Here is a 15108-nt window from a genome sequence, read left to right on the forward strand (position 1 = left end):
AGGTGCCGTTCAGCCTGGCCGTTCGCCGCGTCGTCGTCGGCACCCCCGGCCCCGCCGTTGACGCCCACACCTCACCCAGCCAAGGAGCTGCCCACATGCCGATCCGTCCCGTGGTCATCACCGGTGACCCCGTCCTGCACCGGCCCGCCGCCAAGGTCACCGAGTTCAACCAAGAACTGAAGAATCTGGTGGCGGACATGCACGTGACCATGGACGCCGCGCACGGCGTGGGCCTGGCCGCCCCGCAGATCGGCGTGGGCCTGCGCATCTTCACCTTTGTCTTCGCCAACGACGACGACGCACCGGATCGCGGCGAGATCATCAATCCTGTGCTGACGGTGGGCAAGGTCTCCGAGCAGAACCCTGATCCGGACGAAGAATCCGAGGGCTGCCTTTCCGTGCCCGGGTTGAGTTTCCCGCTGAAAAGGGCGGAATGGGTCAAGATCGCTGGATTCGACGTCGACGGCAACCCGATCGGGTGGGAAGCCAACGGATGGTTTGCCCGAGTCATGCAGCACGAGTACGACCACCTGGACGGCAAGCTGTACGTGGACCGGCTCAACACCAAGTGGGGCAGGAAGGCCAAGAAGGCGATCCGTTCTGAAGGCTGGGGCACTCCGGGCAACACCTGGGAGCCAGGCGTGGACGAGGACCCTTTCGGTCACGGCGAGGGCTGAACCCCGCGTCAAGTGGGGCCGGTAAGCCTCTGGCGCGTCCGCTCACTCCTGCTCGGGCAGAATCAGGGTCAACTCTCCTGGTTTTTTGGATGTGGGCGCTGTCAGCTCCACGACCCACTGTTGACGCACCGCATCCGCCACAGCTTGGACCGTATTCAGTACCGCGCCGTTTGCGAGCTGGTCCACCAGGAACCGGGCCACCAGTCCGCGGGTGTGTTTGGCATTGTGGGACACCACTTTCCGTTGCCCCTTGACCATTTGGACCACCTTGATGGTCACCGTGTTTTCAGGTGCCGGTTGAAAAGCTGCGGCGTAGGTGGCTGAGCGGCAATCCACCACCACCTGACCTTGCGCCTCCGGGCACAGATGACGGTTGAGATGGGGCTTCCAGTAGGTGGACATCTTCAGGCCACCGGACCGGCCCAGCCCGCGCAGGGCCGTGGCCCCGGACAGCCTGTAAGCCGGAATCTGGTCCGCGGCCTTCACAGCACCCCACAAGGCGGAGATCACCACCAGGACCTCATCAGCCACCGTTCGCTGCGCCACCGTGAAAGATCCGGGATCGAGGGCGTCGAACAAGACCCCGGTGTAGACCTCCAATGCCGGTGCGGCGGGTGCTTCCAACAAGGTGGTGTTGCGTTGCACCTCAGAAGCCAAGGACGCACCAACGCCCAGGACCTCCAGTGCGTTCTTCTGGACACTGACCTTCATCAAGGCTTTGAGCGCTCGTTCCCGCTGAGGCTGCAGCTGCGGCCAGGACAACGTGGTCATGTCCACAGGGTTTCCGGAACTCGGGGCGGACTTGGTCTCTGACGGGGGCAGCAGAATCAGCACCGCTCGATCCTATCGACTCACCCCTCCCCCGCCGAGTAGGCCGTTTGATCGCCCCTGGGTCACTCAGCAGCGATCAAACGGCCTACTCGGCGGGGAGGGGCGGCGCGGGTATCAGCTGAGCGGTAGACTCACCTGCCGGATAGGACGGCCGGGTGACCGCGCGGTGCACGAATGTGCATCTCGAGGAAAGTCCGGGCTCCGCAGAGCAGGACGGTGGGTAACGCCCACTCGGGGCAACCCGCAGGACAGTGCCACAGAGAACAGACCGCCCGCAGCGATTCGTCGTCGTGGGTCAGGGTGAAAAGGTGGGGTAAGAGCCCACCAGCGCACCGGGTGACCGGTGCGGCTCGGTAAACCCCGTCCGGAGCAAGGTCAGACAGGATGCGTTGGAGGGCTGCTCGCCCGAGCATCCGGGTAGGCCGCTTGAGCCCATCGGCAACGGTGGGCCTAGATGGATGGTCACCGCCACGTCACGGGTAACCGGGCGTGTGCACAGAACCCGGCTCATAGGCCGTCCTGTCCCCCGAACACCCGTCCCGTCAGCTCGCGAAAATCGCCCCGCAGGACGGGCAGGTGGACACCTCCGTGGGATCCGCCTCCACCTCGGAGAGTTCCACCGGGCTCATGGTGGATCCGCAGGAGCCACACGTGGCACCGGTGCGGGTGGTGGCTGCCACGCGCACCGCGTGTCCACCGGTTCGGATCTTCTGGTACCGGGAAACCAGAGCCGCGTTGTCAACAGCAGTCACGTACTGATCCCGCTCACCCGCCAGTTGTCCGTGTTCGGCCTGCATGGCCGCACCCTTCTCCTGGGTGGCTGCAACCAGTCGTTTGGCAGCGGCATCTGCTGCCTGCAACTTGGGCAAAATGGCGGATCGCTCGGTCATGAACGCATCCAGTTTTTCTCCGGAAACGGCTTTGGCGGCCCGAGCTTTCTCCACCTGCGTGGTCAGGGAATCGATCTGGCGCTGCAGGGCAGAGACTTCCTTGGCGGATCCTCCTGCGTCCCGGCGCGCCCGGTCTTTCTCCAGGCGATCCAGCAAGTCAGTCACCTTTTGCTCGGCCAGTGCTGCGGCCTGTTCAACATGCGCCCGCTGCGTGTTCAGTTCCTTGGCCTTGGCCACAGCGGCCTGCCTCCGTTTGAGGGCAGTGACCAACTCAGGTTCTGACTGGAGGGTCTTCAACGATTCCTCCAGGTGCGTCATCCGCGCATCACGGCGCTGAAGTTCCAGCAGGGCGATGAAGTTCTCTGGTGTTGCCTTAGTCATCACATCTCCTTGGGTCCGTACCTGCTGCGTGCCATCCGACAGTTGGGAAAGAGCTCAGGCCCACCGGTCCTGGGGTTGCGGATGGGGGCTGGGAACCTGGAAATCCCAGGGATCGGTTCGTGCGGTGGCAACCACGACGTCGACGTCGTACCCCCGCTCCCCCAACGCAGCCTTCAGCGAGCGCGCGGCCACTGGCGCCCACAGCCATTCGCTGGCGGAATGGGAGAGATCAATCAGACACAACCCGCCGTCGTCGTGTGCGTGCATGGCCGCCTCCCGGGCTTCAGAAACCGGGTGGTGCCGCAGGTCAGCGGTGACGTAGACGTCCGCCTCAGTCTGCGCCACGTCCTCCAGAAGCGAGCCTCCCGCACCTCCGCACACTGCCACCGTCTTGATCTCTCGCCCGGCAGGCCCTGCCACCCGTACACCTTGGGCGGTGGGGGCAACGACGCCGGCCAGTCGCCTGGCCAGCTCCTCCAACGTCACGGGGGTCTCCAGTTGACCGATCCGCCCCAGTCCCGTTGCCGGATCCGAGTCCAACGGTTTCAGAGGCGAGTACTGTGCGACACCACATGCCTGAATCAATGTTTCCGAAACACCGGACGGGGCGCTGTCTGCGTTGGTGTGGCAGGCCAACAACGCAATGTGGTTCTCGATTAGGTCGTGGACAATTCGCCCTTTGTAGCCATCGGCGGCAATGGAGCTCTGCCCGCCCAGTAGGAGGGGGTGGTGAACCAGGAGAAGGTCCACTTCCGCTTCCACGGCCTCCTGCACCACGGAGGTCACCGGATCCACGGCCACCATGATCCGGGCAACCGGGGCCTGGGGTCTGCCGATGACCAGCTCGGAAGCGTCCCAGGACTCCTGAGTGGAAAATGGCCACAGGGTGTCGGCCATCTTCACCACTTGGGCGACTGTGGGCGCTGACTGGGTGTCCGTGTCTGCAGATGCCATGTCTTCAGTCTAGGAGGGTGCAGAGCCGCCGGAATAGGCAGCAGCGTGACCGTGTTGGACACCCACGTGAGACCAACGACTTTTGTACTGGCAGGCGGGTGCTTCTGGTGCCTGGACGCCGTGTATCGCATCACACGGGGTGTGCAGGCGGTTGAGTCCGTCTACACCGGCGGGCACACTTCCGATCCCGATTACCACAGCGTGTGCACCGGAACCACGGGGCATGCAGAGGCCGTGGTGGTCACCTTTGATGCGGAGGTGGTCTCTGAAAACACCATCTTGGACATCTTCTTCACGGGGCATGATCCCACCACCTTGAACCAACAGGGGCACGACGTCGGCACGCAGTACCGTTCCGCCATGTTCCCCGCGGACCAGGGGCAGGAAGATCTGTTCCGCGCTGCTATCGACCGCGCCCAACAGCTCTTCGATGATCCAGTGGTCACAACGGTGGAGCCTCTGGGCACGCTGTATCCGGCGGAGTCCTACCATCAGGACTTCTACGCCAGGCAGCCGTTCAACGGATACTGCCAGGTGGTCATCAACCCCAAGTTGTCCAAGGTCCGCCAACGTTACGCAGAGTTTCTTACTCTGAAGTAACTGCTCGATTCTCGATAGCCTGGCAGACATTGCGCCAGCGCACTGATCCACGCGCATGAAATCCCGATTGGAAGGATGAAGACCCATGGCCAAGATTTACAACAACGTCACTGACCTGGTCGGCGGAACCCCCCTGGTCCGCCTCAACGAGCTGGACAAGGACCTCCCCGGCAACGTGGCCGTCAAGTTGGAGTTCTACAACCCGGCAAACTCCGTGAAGGACCGTATCGGCAAGGCCATTGTGGACGCCGCCGAGGCATCCGGTGAACTCAAGGCCGGCGGCACCATCGTGGAAGGCACCTCCGGCAACACCGGCATCGCCCTGGCCATGGTGGGTGCAGCCCGCGGTTACAAGGTCATCCTGACCATGCCGGAGACCATGTCCACCGAGCGTCGCGCCATGCTGCGTGCCTTTGGCGCAGAGATCGTGTTGACCCCGGGTGCTGAGGGCATGCGCGGTGCCGTGGATCGTGCCCGCGAGATCGTGGAGAACACGGAGAACGCCGTTCTGGCCCGCCAGTTCGAGAACCAGGCCAACCCCACCGTCCACTACAACACCACCGGCCCGGAGATCTGGGAAGACACCGACGGCGGCGTGGACATCTTTGTGGCAGGCATCGGCACCGGCGGCACCATCACGGGTGCCGGCCGTTACCTCAAGGAGCAGAACTCCGGGGTGCGCCTGGTTGCCGTGGAGCCCGCCGACTCCCCGCTGCTGACCGAGGGCAAGGCCGGCCCGCACAAGATTCAGGGCCTGGGCGCCAACTTCGTGCCGGACATCCTGGACAAGGAGATCTACGACGACGTCTACGACGTCACCACCGATGACTCCATCCGTGTCGCAAGAGAGCTTGGCACCAAAGAAGGCATCCTGGGCGGCATCTCCTCCGGCGCCATCGTGTGGGCTGCCCTGGAAGAGGCCAAGAAGGAAGAGAACCGGGACAAGCTGATCGTGGCCGTGGTCTGCGACTTCGGTGAGCGTTACATCTCCACCATCCTGTACGACGACATCCGCGGCTGATCACCCGTATGTCCTGCCCCTGGCGTGTGTGACCACGCGCCAGGGGCATTTTGCCCCACCACAAGGAGTCACGTGAGTTTTCTGAGCCGACTGCGCGAGGACCTGGACACTGCACGCACCCACGATCCTGCTGCTCGCACGGATCTGGAGGTGGCCCTGAACTATTCAGGTATGCATGCCATCTGGTTGCACCGTGTCAGCCATCGCTTGTGGCAGACCGACCGCACTCGTGGTGCTGCCCGTACGGTCTCGCAGCTCGGCCGGTTCCTCACCGGCGTGGAGATCCACCCCGGTGCACAGATCGGCCGTCGCTTCTTCATCGATCACGGCATGGGTGTGGTGATCGGAGAAACCGCTGAGATCGGCGACGACGTCATGCTGTATCAGGGGGTGACCCTGGGCGGGACGTCACTGGCAGCCGTCAAGCGCCACCCCACCATTGGTGATGGTGTCACTGTGGGCGCAGGTGCCAAGGTCTTGGGTGACATCCAGATCGGTGCAGGATCCGCTGTTGGAGCCAATGCCGTGGTGGTCAAGGACGTTCCCGATGACTCCGTGGTCACCGGCATTCCGGGCAAGGCTCGACCCCGGACCCCGGACAAGCAGGAGCCTCTGGTGGATCCGGCCACCTACATCGATCCCGCCATGTGGATCTGAGTAGTGCTCGGCTGACCCGCTGAGAAGTGTTTTGTCCCGCCCATCGCATCTGATGGGCGGGACAAAACACTTTTCGGCGGGGGTGCTTGCCGTCAGGTCAGGAGTCGATCTCCGAACGGTCACCGCTCCACAAGGTGTGGAAGGCGCCGTCGGTGTCGATCCGACCGTAGGTGTGAGCGCCGAAGTAGTCGCGCAGGCCCTGTGTCAGGGCAGCGTTCAGGCGCGGACGGCGCAGTCCATCGTAGTAGGCCAAGGAGGATGAGAACACCGGTGCGGGAATGCCACGCTCGGTGGCTTCCACCACCACACGGCGCCAGGACGGCAGGTACTCCTCGATGACGTCTCGGAACACCGGGGCGAACAACAGGTTTCGCGGCTCAGCACCGTCCTTGTATGCGGCCATGATGTCCTGCAGCAGCTCGGCCCGGATGATGCACCCGGCTCGCCACAGGGAGGCGATGGTGTCCAGCTTCAAGTCCCAGTTGTGCTCACCGGAGGCCGTGGCCAGCATCTCCATGCCCTGGGCGTAGGCCACCAGCTTGGAGCAGTAGAGGGCGCGGCGAACATCCTCCACAAAGGCGGCATCCCCCACGGTGTCGGACTCACGGACGCCAGCAGCCAGGGTCTTCTGAGCTTCCAGGCGGGTCTCACGCTCGGTGGAGGACAGGGCGCGGGCGAACACCGATTCGGCAATGGCCGTCACGGGGGATCCCAGGTCCAGGGCGGCCATGACCGTCCAGGTGCCGGTGCCCTTCATGCCGGCGGCGTCAACGATCACGTCCACCAAGGGCTTGCCGGTCCTGGCGTCCACCTGCTTGAGCACCTCAGCGGTGATCTCGATCAGGTAGGAGGACAGCTCGGTCCGGTTCCATTCGGCGAATGTGTTGGCCTGATCGCCGGGCTCTTGCCCTGCCACGTCACGCAGCAGCTCGTAGGCCTCGCCGATCACCTGCATGTCCGCGTATTCAATGCCGTTGTGCACCATCTTCACAAAGTGCCCGGCGCCATCGGTTCCGATCCAGGCGCAGCACGGGGTGCCGTCATCAGCCTTGGCGGAGATGTCCTCCAGCAGCGGGCCCAAGGACTCGTAGGACTTGGCGGAACCACCGGGCATGATGGACGGGCCGTTCAGCGCACCTTCCTCGCCGCCGGAAACGCCAACGCCCACAAAGTGGATGTTCTTCTCGGCCAGAGCGGCCTCACGCCGGATGGTGTCCGGGTAATGGGAGTTGCCGCCGTCAATGATGATGTCGTCCTCATCCAGCAGCGGAACCAGCTGATCGATCACGGCATCCACAGGAGCCCCCGCCTTGACCATGACCAGGATGCGGCGGGGCTTCTCCAATGAGTCCACCAGTTCCTGCATGGTTTCAGTGCGGATGAACTCGCCGTCATCCCCGTGCTCGGCCAGCAGAGCATCGGTCTTCTCCACCGAGCGGTTGTGCAGGGCCACGGTGTGGCCGTGACGGGCAAGGTTGCGGGCCAAGTTGGCCCCCATCACCGCAAGGCCGGTGACACCGATTTGTGCTTTCTTCTCTTCAGCCATGCGGCCAGCCTATCCCCGGATCAACACCGGAACGTTGTTGTGTCTGCCGGTGGTCACGCGGGCTACGTCACGTGACCCGGCCCAGCGGAGCGGGACGTGCACCGGCCTGCTCACTGCGTGACATGGAAGATCCCGTGCGCGCCCCGCTCGGCATCCGCCATCACGTGATTGACCAGCGGGAAGTGCCCCGGTTCATCGAACTCGAGTTCCACAAAGCCACCTTGTGCCGCTTCCAGCCCCAGGGCCTGGGACCCACCACCGGTCGTCCCAAAAGGGTCCACCCCGTTGCGCAAGCTGTAGGCGCCTTCCTTGAAGACGGTGTCGAACTGGTCTCCCACGATGTGGAAGCTCAATGGACGGTTGGGCCCGGCATCCAACACCCAGACCCGAACCCGCTCCCCCACCCGGGCCTCCAGCGGCTGTTGGTCGTATTGGTTCGCGGCCCCGTTGAACACCACGAACGTTGGCTCAGCCCCGCTGCCGACGGCTTCCGCGTTGACGGGCCTGGCCTCATCCCTGGAAGAACCGTTCCCGTCCATGTAGACCTCCGACTGGACCAGCACGTACTCACGATCCACCGGTGCCAGGTCTTCTGGCTCAATGATCACCGCACCGTGCATGCCCCCGGCGATGTGGGCGCTCATGGGTGCCGTGGAGCAGTGATACATCCAGATCCCAGCCCTGTTGGCGGTGAACCGGTAGGTCAGTTCCTCCCCGGGAGCAATGGTCCGCATGGTCTCATCCGGTGCCACCTCACCGGCGTGGAAGTCCACGGAGTGTCCCATGGTGCCGTTGTTGACCAGGGTGATCTCAAAGGTGTCGCCGATCTTCCCGTGCAGGGTGGGACCCACGGTGGAGCCGTTGAAGGTCCACCGCTGCTGCCACACGCCTGGGGCCACTTCCATGGGCTCCTCCGTGACCTCCAGAGTCAGCCGGTGGTCAGCTGGTTCGCCGTCGTCGCTGCCACCGGTGCTGTCCACCGGGCTCAGCACGGGATCCACGACGTTTTCCAACGTGGCTTCCGGGTCCACGGCCACGGCATGGGATCCGCTACCGGAAGCGCCGTGGTCCATGCCGTCCATGGCCCCTCCGGATGCATTGTCCTGGGAGGCGGCGTCGTCGGTGTTCTGGGCACTCAGCGAATCGGAGTCCCCGCCCCCTTCCACGGTGAGGGTGAAGGTCATGCCCATCTGGCGGTGACCGGCCACGGTGCACCAACCCTCCATGGACTCGGAGACCACGCCCAGGTCGATCTCCCCGGTCTGCCCCTCCCGCAGGCGTTCAGTGCGTTCGCCACCGATCTGGAGATCGTGGACGTTGGTGGGATCCGTGTTGGTCAGTTCGATGATCACGTGATCTCCGGCGTTGACCGTGGCCTGGTTGGGCGTGTAGCTCATGTCCACGGCGTCGATCTCCAGCCGGACGGTTTCACCGGTGGGCTCCACCTCCGTCTGTTGGGAACCGCCGGCTCCGGTGGCCTGCAGCCCGGCCGCTCCGGGGTCCACACCGATCCCCACGGTCACCGCCAGCAGAATGGCTGCGGCCCCCGCCATCACACCGGATCCCGTCAGGGTCTTGGGACGGGCAGCCACACCGGCTCTGGCCTGGGCGGCCTCACGGCCACCGGGACGCTCGGCCATCACGTGGGGGCGCTTGCCGTCGGCGGCTTCCTTGGCCATGGCCTTGCGCTCCGTGACAGCGGCCTTGACCCCCAGCACCATCAGGGGCAGGAAGGCGGCCAGACCCGCCAGGACGACGACGGAGGTGGCCACCTTGACCCAGGACGGCACCGGCAGCAGCCACACGGCCAACCCCAGGTTGATCACCGTCAGACGGGCCGCCGCCCACCGTTCCAGCCACGCGGAGCCGGCTTTGAGCACCCGCGGCCCACCGCCCAGGACGGAGGGCAGCAAGTAGGTCATGGCCCCGGTGACCAGTTGCAGCAGGAAACCCACCGCCCAGATCGCCCCGAGCCGAGGATAGGCCTCCGCCAGGCTGACGTCGTCAAGGCGCAGCACCGCCCAGCCCGTGGCCAGACCGGCCACGGTGAACCACACCATGGCGGCGGCAATGGAGGCCGAGGCGAACTCCCGGGGCGGACGCTGCCGGGCGGGTCCCACCAGGCTGCGGCCCCACCACACAAGCCCCAACGCGTAGATCACCAGACCGGCCACGGACACCGGCCGCCACCCCAGCAGCGCCCCGGCCACGGTGACCGTCAGGGCCACCAGCAGGACGGGCAGGGCCTGGGTGGCCAGGCGTTCGGAGCGCTGGTCCATGCGCGTCCTCAGGACGGTGGGCCAGAAGGTGACCAGGGTGCCCACCACGGTCAGCCCCACCCAGCCCAACAGCATGGTCATGGTGTGGGCGATCAGCAGGCGGGTGTGCCAGGTGTCCCCCAGGCCCCACGCCAGGGCGGCACCGAGCCCCGCCCCGATCGGCATGCACGCGGCCGAGGCGATGTAGTAGCGCACCACGATCCGGAACCGCATGGGCAGGGCGCGGCGCAGATCGCGGACGAGTTCACCGGCGTGCCACACCACCATCGTGGACACCACCGCAACACCCACCGCCACCAGCCACCACTGCACCGTGGGCACCCCCACGAACACGGCCAGGGAACCCAGCGCCAACAGCCCGAGTCGACGATTCTGCCGGGTCACGGCGCGTTCGTCGGCCCGGGTCTTGAGCAAGGAGGTGGTGAAGTAGGCGCTCCACACCATGATCGAGTGCGTGATGATGCCCAGACCCACCAGGTGGATCAGCAACCACGCGGCAGAGGGGATCCACACATGGGCCAGGGAGACCGTGACGGCCATGGCCGCCCAGACCACCACCGCGAAATCGCGCCATCCGCGCCGCCGCCTCATGATTCAGTCCTTTCCGATGAAGATTGCGCGGGATGCGCTGTGGAGTCTGCGCCACGGTTGGCCGTGACCACGCTGAGCCCGGCCGTGATCAGGAACGTCATCACGGCCACCACGGTCACCACCCCGCCGGCTTGCCACAAGTGCTGGCTTCCCAGGACGTCCCCCATGGCCCGGTAGGTCATTCCCAGGTGCAGCAACGCCAAAGGGACCCACATGACGGGACGGTAGGGCAGCGCGCGGCCCAGAACGGCGGGGAAGATGGTGGGTGCGTGGGCCATGATCATGGAAAACCCAAACCCCAAGAACACCCCGTGGACCACCAGGTCATAGGAGTAGGTGCTCTGGGGCGCTCCCGCGATCACCCAAGTCAACCCTGCGGCAGCCAACCAGACATTGCTGGCCAGCAGCGCCACGGCGTTGAACCGGCGGAAGCCCTCCGTACGGATCATGCGCCGCCCGACGTCGTCGCGGAACAGCCACGCCGCGGTCAGCACACACAGCGCACCGAGCACCCGCAGACCCGGCTCCGGCCACAGCACGGCGGCCACAGCGCTCACGCACAGGGCGAAGGTCAAGGTCACCAGGGTGGGTACGGCACGGCCACCCATGGAGATTTGCGCCAGTTCGGCGCGTTCGGAGGCAATGGTGACCACCAGGAAAACCACCAGAACCGGGATGAGATCGGGCACGTTCAGCAACCACCACAGAACGGATCCGATCAGCAGCAGGAAGGCTCCCAACGTCTGGGCCGCCACCAGATCAGCTCGGGTGCGCCGCCACAGCCCCAGCATCACCAGGACAAAGGCGGCGGCACCCTCAATCACCAGCAATTTCCCCAGTGCGCTGGGTGCCCCCAGGACCAGCATCAATGACCCTGTTCCCAGCAACCCCGGCGCCAGCAGCGCCAGAGGACGGCGGATGGCCTGGGCACGCTCGAGCGAGATGACCGTTCCCAAGAATCCCAGAACCATCAACGGACCGTGCAGATCTGCCAACCGGTCTGAGGCCACCGGGGCCCACAGCCCCAGCCGGAGCACGGCACCGTTGAGCCCAGTCGTCAGAGAAATCCCACCCAGGATCAACAGCGCCACGCGGATTCGTCGCAGTGCGGTGGGGCCTGGTGGAGAGTCGGTGAAAGGGCGTACTGGCGGCACCCCACCACATTAATACACGTAGAGATGTATTAATTCAGGTACGGTACTTCCATGCAGGATTTCGGCCCGCGCCCCACTCCCCACCCAGCCAACACCACCCCTGCCCAATACAAGGTTCTACGAACGGTCGCGGCACTGGGTGGCCGGGACATCCGCCATGCCGACATCGCCAAGACCCTGGGCGGGCACCCCAACGCCGTTCGCCCCCATCTGGAGGCCCTGGTCAGTGCGCAGCTGCTGTCTGCCGGAGAAATCCGCGACGGTCATCGCGGCCGCCCACCGCGGATCTATCACGTGACCAGCAAGGGCCACGCCGCCCTCAGCCAGCACACAGCAGCAGGCAACGGCGCCCTGGTGGGGGCCCTCACGGCCTTCATGCTCACCTCCGGCCACGGTCCCGAGGATGCACATCGCGTGGGCCGGATTTGGGGGGACGCACTGGAGGATTCACCCCACTCACCGACCAACGACGGCGACGCCACCCCCATCTCGCGCAGCACACCGGCAGCGGATGCCCCCACCCAGGCGGTGACGCGCGTGGTGGACGTGATGGATTCCCTGGGTTTCGAACCCGATCTTCAAGCGGTGGAATCCGGGCACACCGTGACTCTCAAGGCTTGCCCCATGCTGGAACTGGCCCAACAGAACCCCGAATTCATCTGCCGGATCCACGAGGGACTGATCGCAGGCGTCATGGAACGTGAGGGCACACCCGCCCAGGTTCACCTGCACCCGTTTGCCACCCAGACAGCTTGTCAGGTGCACATCACGCCGCAGCGCCAGCTCTGAGCTCTGGTTTCCAGGACGTCACATGGGTCGAACGGTCAGGGTTTGTGCCACCACACCCACGGGGCCGTCGTCGTCGTGAATGGTGGCAGTGGTGAGCCCGACCCCGGTTGGGCCAAAGGAGACCGAGGTGTGCAGACCCACCCAGGGCAACCGCGGCTCGCGGAAGAAGTGGGCCGTCAGATCCAGGTTGGGGAAGGCCACGGTGGTGTTCTCCGCCCTGGCCGCCACACCGTTCATCACGTCCACCAGGCCCAGGAAAGTCGCGGTGGGTGAGACCGGCTCATCCCGAACCAGGGGTGTGTCCGTGCGCAGCCACGCCATGGCGCGCCCGCGTTCCACCTCCGTACGACGTGCCGTCAGAGAGGCAATGAACCCACCGGGCCACACCTGGGAACCATTCCACGGCTGGTGGTCGCCAGGTCCGCCCACTGGATTCAATCCCACCCCTTGGATGGCGGTGGTGTTGTAGGTCTGCATGAACCATCCGCGTGCAATCACGACGTCGCGCCCGTCATGTGACAACCGCGCCTCCACCAGTTCAATGGTTCTCCCGGGACGCAGCACGGTGACGACCACGCCCACCTGGCCAATGGCAAAGGTGCCCAGGATGTCGTAGGAAACCCGCGTGAGCTGCAGGCCATTGACCCCGCGCGCCCGGCGATCAACCTCCATGCAGTGCGCCAGCAGACCGAGTGCGGGAGCGATGTGCTGCTCCTCCGGATCCCATCCCCCACCCACATGTTTGGTGGCGGCGAAAGAGGCAGGGCCGATACGCTCAAAATAGGAGTTGGTTGGCCCGTGGGCTGTGTTCTGCATCATGTGAGACATCTTCACCCACCCAGCCGTTCCCCAACCACCACACCTGCCCGCCCCCATCCGCCGAGTGGGCCGTTTGATCGCCCATGGATGCCTCAGGGGCGATCAAAGAGCCATCTCGGTGCCCAGAATCACCGTGAGAGGAACCCCATGGACAAGCGCAAGGTCGTCTTCCTGGACGTGGATGGCACACTCGTGGACTACCGCAACAACATCCCGGATTCCGCTCGGGACGCCATCCGGGCGGCCCGCCGCAACGGCCACCTGTTCCTGATGAGCACAGGACGCAGCAAGGCAGAGGTGTACCCCGAGCTGTGGGAGATCGGCCTGGACGGGCTGATCGGCGGCAACGGCAGTTACGTCGAATTTCAGGACACAGTGGTTCTGGAGCAGACCATGACAGAGCAGCAATGCCGTGCTGTGGTGTCTTGGCTGCGGAACCGCGACTTGGAGTTTTTCCTGGAATGCAATGCGGGATTGTTCGGAAGCCCTGGCTTCCAGGAGGTGGCCCAGCCCACGGTCCGCCAGTACGCCCGCACCAAGGGCAACACCCATGCGGATGACCTCACGGTGCGCGACGTCTTCCCAGACATGATTCTTGGCGCCGACCTGGTGCGCTCTGATGTGAACAAGATCAGCTTTGTCCTCAACACCTTCCAGGACCACACGGATGCCACTCAGGCATTTCCCGATCTGAAGACCGGGACCTGGGGTGGCCGCGGCAGTTCAGCACTATTCGGAGACCTGGGGGTGGCCAACATCTCCAAAGCGTTCGCCATTGAGCGGCTCCTGGAGCATGTGGGTGCGGATCCGGCCGAAAGCATCGGTGTGGGTGATGCCGCGGTGGACATCCCCATGCTACAGATCTGCGGTGTGGGTGTGGCCATGGGCAACGGCAGCGATGACATCAAGGCAGTGGCCGACCACATCACGGACGACGTCGAGGAGGACGGCCTGGCCAACGCTTTCCGCCACCTGGGCCTGATCGACTGAACTCTGTTCACCGATCACCGGGCGGTAGATTCATGTCATGACATCGGTCAGTGTGATCATCCCGTGCTTCAACGCCGCGCCTACCTTGCCGCTTCAACTGAAGGCTCTGGCCGAGCAAGTTGATGCCCCGGAGTTCGAAGTCTTGGTGGTGGACAACGGTTCCACGGACAACGTGGAATCCGTGGTCCGCGCATTCCAAGTACCCGCAGGCATGACAGTGCGGCTCCTGTCCGCACCGGATCACCAAGGGGCGGGTTACGCCCGCAATGTTGGAATCCGGGAGGCCGCAGCCGATCTCCTCATGTTCTGCGATGCCGACGACGTGGTGTCGCGGTGGTGGCTGGCCCATGCGCTGCGGACCTTTGAAGTGGCCGATCTCTGGTGCGGCTCGTGCATTCCGCTACCGGATCCGGTGTTCAGCCAACCCTTGGAGACCATCCGCAGGTCTTTTGGCGATTCTTCAACCTGGCAGCAACCGGTTGAGGAGCAAGGAGCTACAGCCTTCCCCGTGCTCATGGGTGGCAACTTCGGGGCGCGCCGCACCGTGATGGTGGCTCTGGGCGGGTTCGACGCCGCCGCCCCCACCGGGGGCGAGGACAACGACTTGGGAATCCGTGCCCAAGCAGTGGGCTATCCAGCGGTGACGTGCAAAGCCACCAGGATTGGTTACAGGAATCGGCCCACACCGGCAGCAGTTCATCACAATGCGGTCAGCGCGGCCCGGGCTCACGCGCAGTTGGCTCAACGGTACGGGCTCTGGCCGCGGTCGCACTTCCGCCACTGGCCCACAGACCTACTGAAATCGGTGGCCGCACACTGCCGACAACTGATGCAGCCAAAGGCGCTGCTAGCGGACATGCCAATCTCCCTGTAGGCGGACACGTACCTCCCTGCTGATGGACAGCTGATCTCCCTGTCCATGGCCATGG

14 protein-coding genes and 1 other RNA gene are annotated in these 15108 nt (G+C 64.8%); 8 read left to right on the forward strand and 7 right to left on the reverse strand.

Translation table 11 applies throughout. From position 1 onward, the window contains the following. The first annotated feature begins 95 nt into the window (after positions 1–95). Positions 96–677 (forward strand): peptide deformylase, encoded by a 582-nt coding sequence (gene def, locus GTW58_RS06805; RefSeq protein WP_119932745.1) that lies wholly within the window; start codon positions 96–98, stop codon positions 675–677. A 42-nt stretch (positions 678–719) separates the two neighbouring features. Here def and GTW58_RS06810 read toward each other — a convergent pair whose 3' ends face one another. Beyond that, positions 720–1511, reverse strand: a complete 792-nt coding sequence (locus tag GTW58_RS06810; protein ID WP_119932746.1) for a YaaA family protein — start codon at positions 1509–1511, stop codon at positions 720–722. Positions 1512–1651: 140 nt separating this feature from the next. On the opposite strand from GTW58_RS06810, the gene rnpB reads away from it, so the two are divergent. Beyond that, positions 1652–2034: RNase P RNA component class A (gene rnpB / locus GTW58_RS06815), an RNA gene on the forward strand. A gap of 16 nt (positions 2035–2050) precedes the next feature. Here the strand turns inward: rnpB and GTW58_RS06820 are convergent. Then, positions 2051–2779, reverse strand: a complete 729-nt coding sequence (locus tag GTW58_RS06820) for a zinc ribbon domain-containing protein (protein ID WP_047691462.1) — start codon at positions 2777–2779, stop codon at positions 2051–2053. Between the two features lie 54 nt (positions 2780–2833). After that, a complete protein-coding gene (locus tag GTW58_RS06825) occupies positions 2834–3733 on the reverse strand; it encodes a Nif3-like dinuclear metal center hexameric protein (protein WP_119932747.1) in 900 nt (299 codons plus the stop codon). Between the two features lie 66 nt (positions 3734–3799). Between GTW58_RS06825 and msrA the strand changes: the two genes are divergently transcribed. From msrA to epsC, 3 genes are all read left to right on the forward strand, one after another. Next, positions 3800–4333 (forward strand): peptide-methionine (S)-S-oxide reductase MsrA, encoded by a 534-nt coding sequence (gene msrA / locus GTW58_RS06830; protein WP_119932766.1) that lies wholly within the window; start codon positions 3800–3802, stop codon positions 4331–4333. Positions 4334–4418: 85 nt separating this feature from the next. Next, positions 4419–5354 (forward strand): cysteine synthase A, encoded by a 936-nt coding sequence (cysK, locus tag GTW58_RS06835; protein ID WP_047690813.1) that lies wholly within the window; start codon positions 4419–4421, stop codon positions 5352–5354. A 72-nt stretch (positions 5355–5426) separates the two neighbouring features. Beyond that, positions 5427–6011 (forward strand): serine O-acetyltransferase EpsC, encoded by a 585-nt coding sequence (gene epsC / locus GTW58_RS06840; RefSeq protein ID WP_047690816.1) that lies wholly within the window; start codon positions 5427–5429, stop codon positions 6009–6011. A gap of 97 nt (positions 6012–6108) precedes the next feature. Here epsC and gndA read toward each other — a convergent pair whose 3' ends face one another. The 3 genes from gndA to GTW58_RS06855 form a co-directional block, all read right to left on the reverse strand. Next, the gene (gene gndA, locus GTW58_RS06845) at positions 6109–7557 is read right to left on the reverse strand and encodes an NADP-dependent phosphogluconate dehydrogenase (RefSeq protein WP_047690818.1); all 1449 of its coding nucleotides are present in this window, start codon (positions 7555–7557) and stop codon (positions 6109–6111) included. A 110-nt stretch (positions 7558–7667) separates the two neighbouring features. Beyond that, entirely contained in the window at positions 7668–10427 is a 2760-nt protein-coding gene (locus GTW58_RS06850; protein ID WP_119932748.1) for a multicopper oxidase domain-containing protein, read from the reverse strand. Further along, positions 10424–11581: a hypothetical protein gene (locus GTW58_RS06855; RefSeq protein ID WP_189587261.1), complete on the reverse strand. Its 1158-nt coding sequence runs from the start codon at positions 11579–11581 to the stop codon at positions 10424–10426. Before GTW58_RS06855 ends, GTW58_RS06850 begins: the two co-directional genes overlap by 4 nt. A gap of 51 nt (positions 11582–11632) precedes the next feature. On the opposite strand from GTW58_RS06855, the gene GTW58_RS06860 reads away from it, so the two are divergent. Beyond that, on the forward strand, positions 11633–12370 hold the full coding sequence (locus GTW58_RS06860) for a helix-turn-helix transcriptional regulator (RefSeq protein ID WP_119932749.1): 738 nt from the start codon (positions 11633–11635) through the stop codon (positions 12368–12370). A gap of 18 nt (positions 12371–12388) precedes the next feature. Here the strand turns inward: GTW58_RS06860 and GTW58_RS06865 are convergent, their stop codons facing one another. Continuing rightward, on the reverse strand, positions 12389–13189 hold the full coding sequence (locus GTW58_RS06865) for a thioesterase family protein (protein WP_231559411.1): 801 nt from the start codon (positions 13187–13189) through the stop codon (positions 12389–12391). Between the two features lie 147 nt (positions 13190–13336). On the opposite strand from GTW58_RS06865, the gene GTW58_RS06870 reads away from it, so the two are divergent. Together GTW58_RS06870 and GTW58_RS06875 are read left to right on the forward strand one after the other, a co-directional pair. Further along, entirely contained in the window at positions 13337–14179 is an 843-nt protein-coding gene (locus tag GTW58_RS06870; protein ID WP_119932750.1) for an HAD family hydrolase, read from the forward strand. 37 nt (positions 14180–14216) lie between these two features. Further along, the gene (locus GTW58_RS06875; protein ID WP_119932751.1) at positions 14217–15053 is read left to right on the forward strand and encodes a glycosyltransferase family 2 protein; all 837 of its coding nucleotides are present in this window, start codon (positions 14217–14219) and stop codon (positions 15051–15053) included. Positions 15054–15108: the final 55 nt, after the last annotated feature.

It is taken from the genome of Kocuria subflava (genome assembly GCF_012163155.1).
GTDB lineage: Bacteria > Actinomycetota > Actinomycetes > Actinomycetales > Micrococcaceae > Kocuria > Kocuria subflava.

What these genes read in the sequence shown, in the direction of transcription:
- cysK (WP_047690813.1), top strand. Translation starts at nt 4,419, where the DNA reads ATGGCCAAGATTTACAACAACGTCACTGACCTGGTCGGCGGAACCCCC.
- def (WP_119932745.1), top strand. Translation starts at nt 96, where the DNA reads ATGCCGATCCGTCCCGTGGTCATCACCGGTGACCCCGTCCTGCACCGG.
- GTW58_RS06870 (WP_119932750.1), top strand. Translation starts at nt 13,337, where the DNA reads ATGGACAAGCGCAAGGTCGTCTTCCTGGACGTGGATGGCACACTCGTG.
- GTW58_RS06875 (WP_119932751.1), top strand. Translation starts at nt 14,217, where the DNA reads ATGACATCGGTCAGTGTGATCATCCCGTGCTTCAACGCCGCGCCTACC.
- GTW58_RS06825 (WP_119932747.1), bottom strand. Translation starts at nt 3,733, where the DNA reads ATGGCATCTGCAGACACGGACACCCAGTCAGCGCCCACAGTCGCCCAA.
- GTW58_RS06850 (WP_119932748.1), bottom strand. Translation starts at nt 10,427, where the DNA reads ATGAGGCGGCGGCGCGGATGGCGCGATTTCGCGGTGGTGGTCTGGGCG.
- GTW58_RS06860 (WP_119932749.1), top strand. Translation starts at nt 11,633, where the DNA reads ATGCAGGATTTCGGCCCGCGCCCCACTCCCCACCCAGCCAACACCACC.
- GTW58_RS06865 (WP_231559411.1), bottom strand. Translation starts at nt 13,189, where the DNA reads ATGATGCAGAACACAGCCCACGGGCCAACCAACTCCTATTTTGAGCGT.
- gndA (WP_047690818.1), bottom strand. Translation starts at nt 7,557, where the DNA reads ATGGCTGAAGAGAAGAAAGCACAAATCGGTGTCACCGGCCTTGCGGTG.
- GTW58_RS06820 (WP_047691462.1), bottom strand. Translation starts at nt 2,779, where the DNA reads ATGACTAAGGCAACACCAGAGAACTTCATCGCCCTGCTGGAACTTCAG.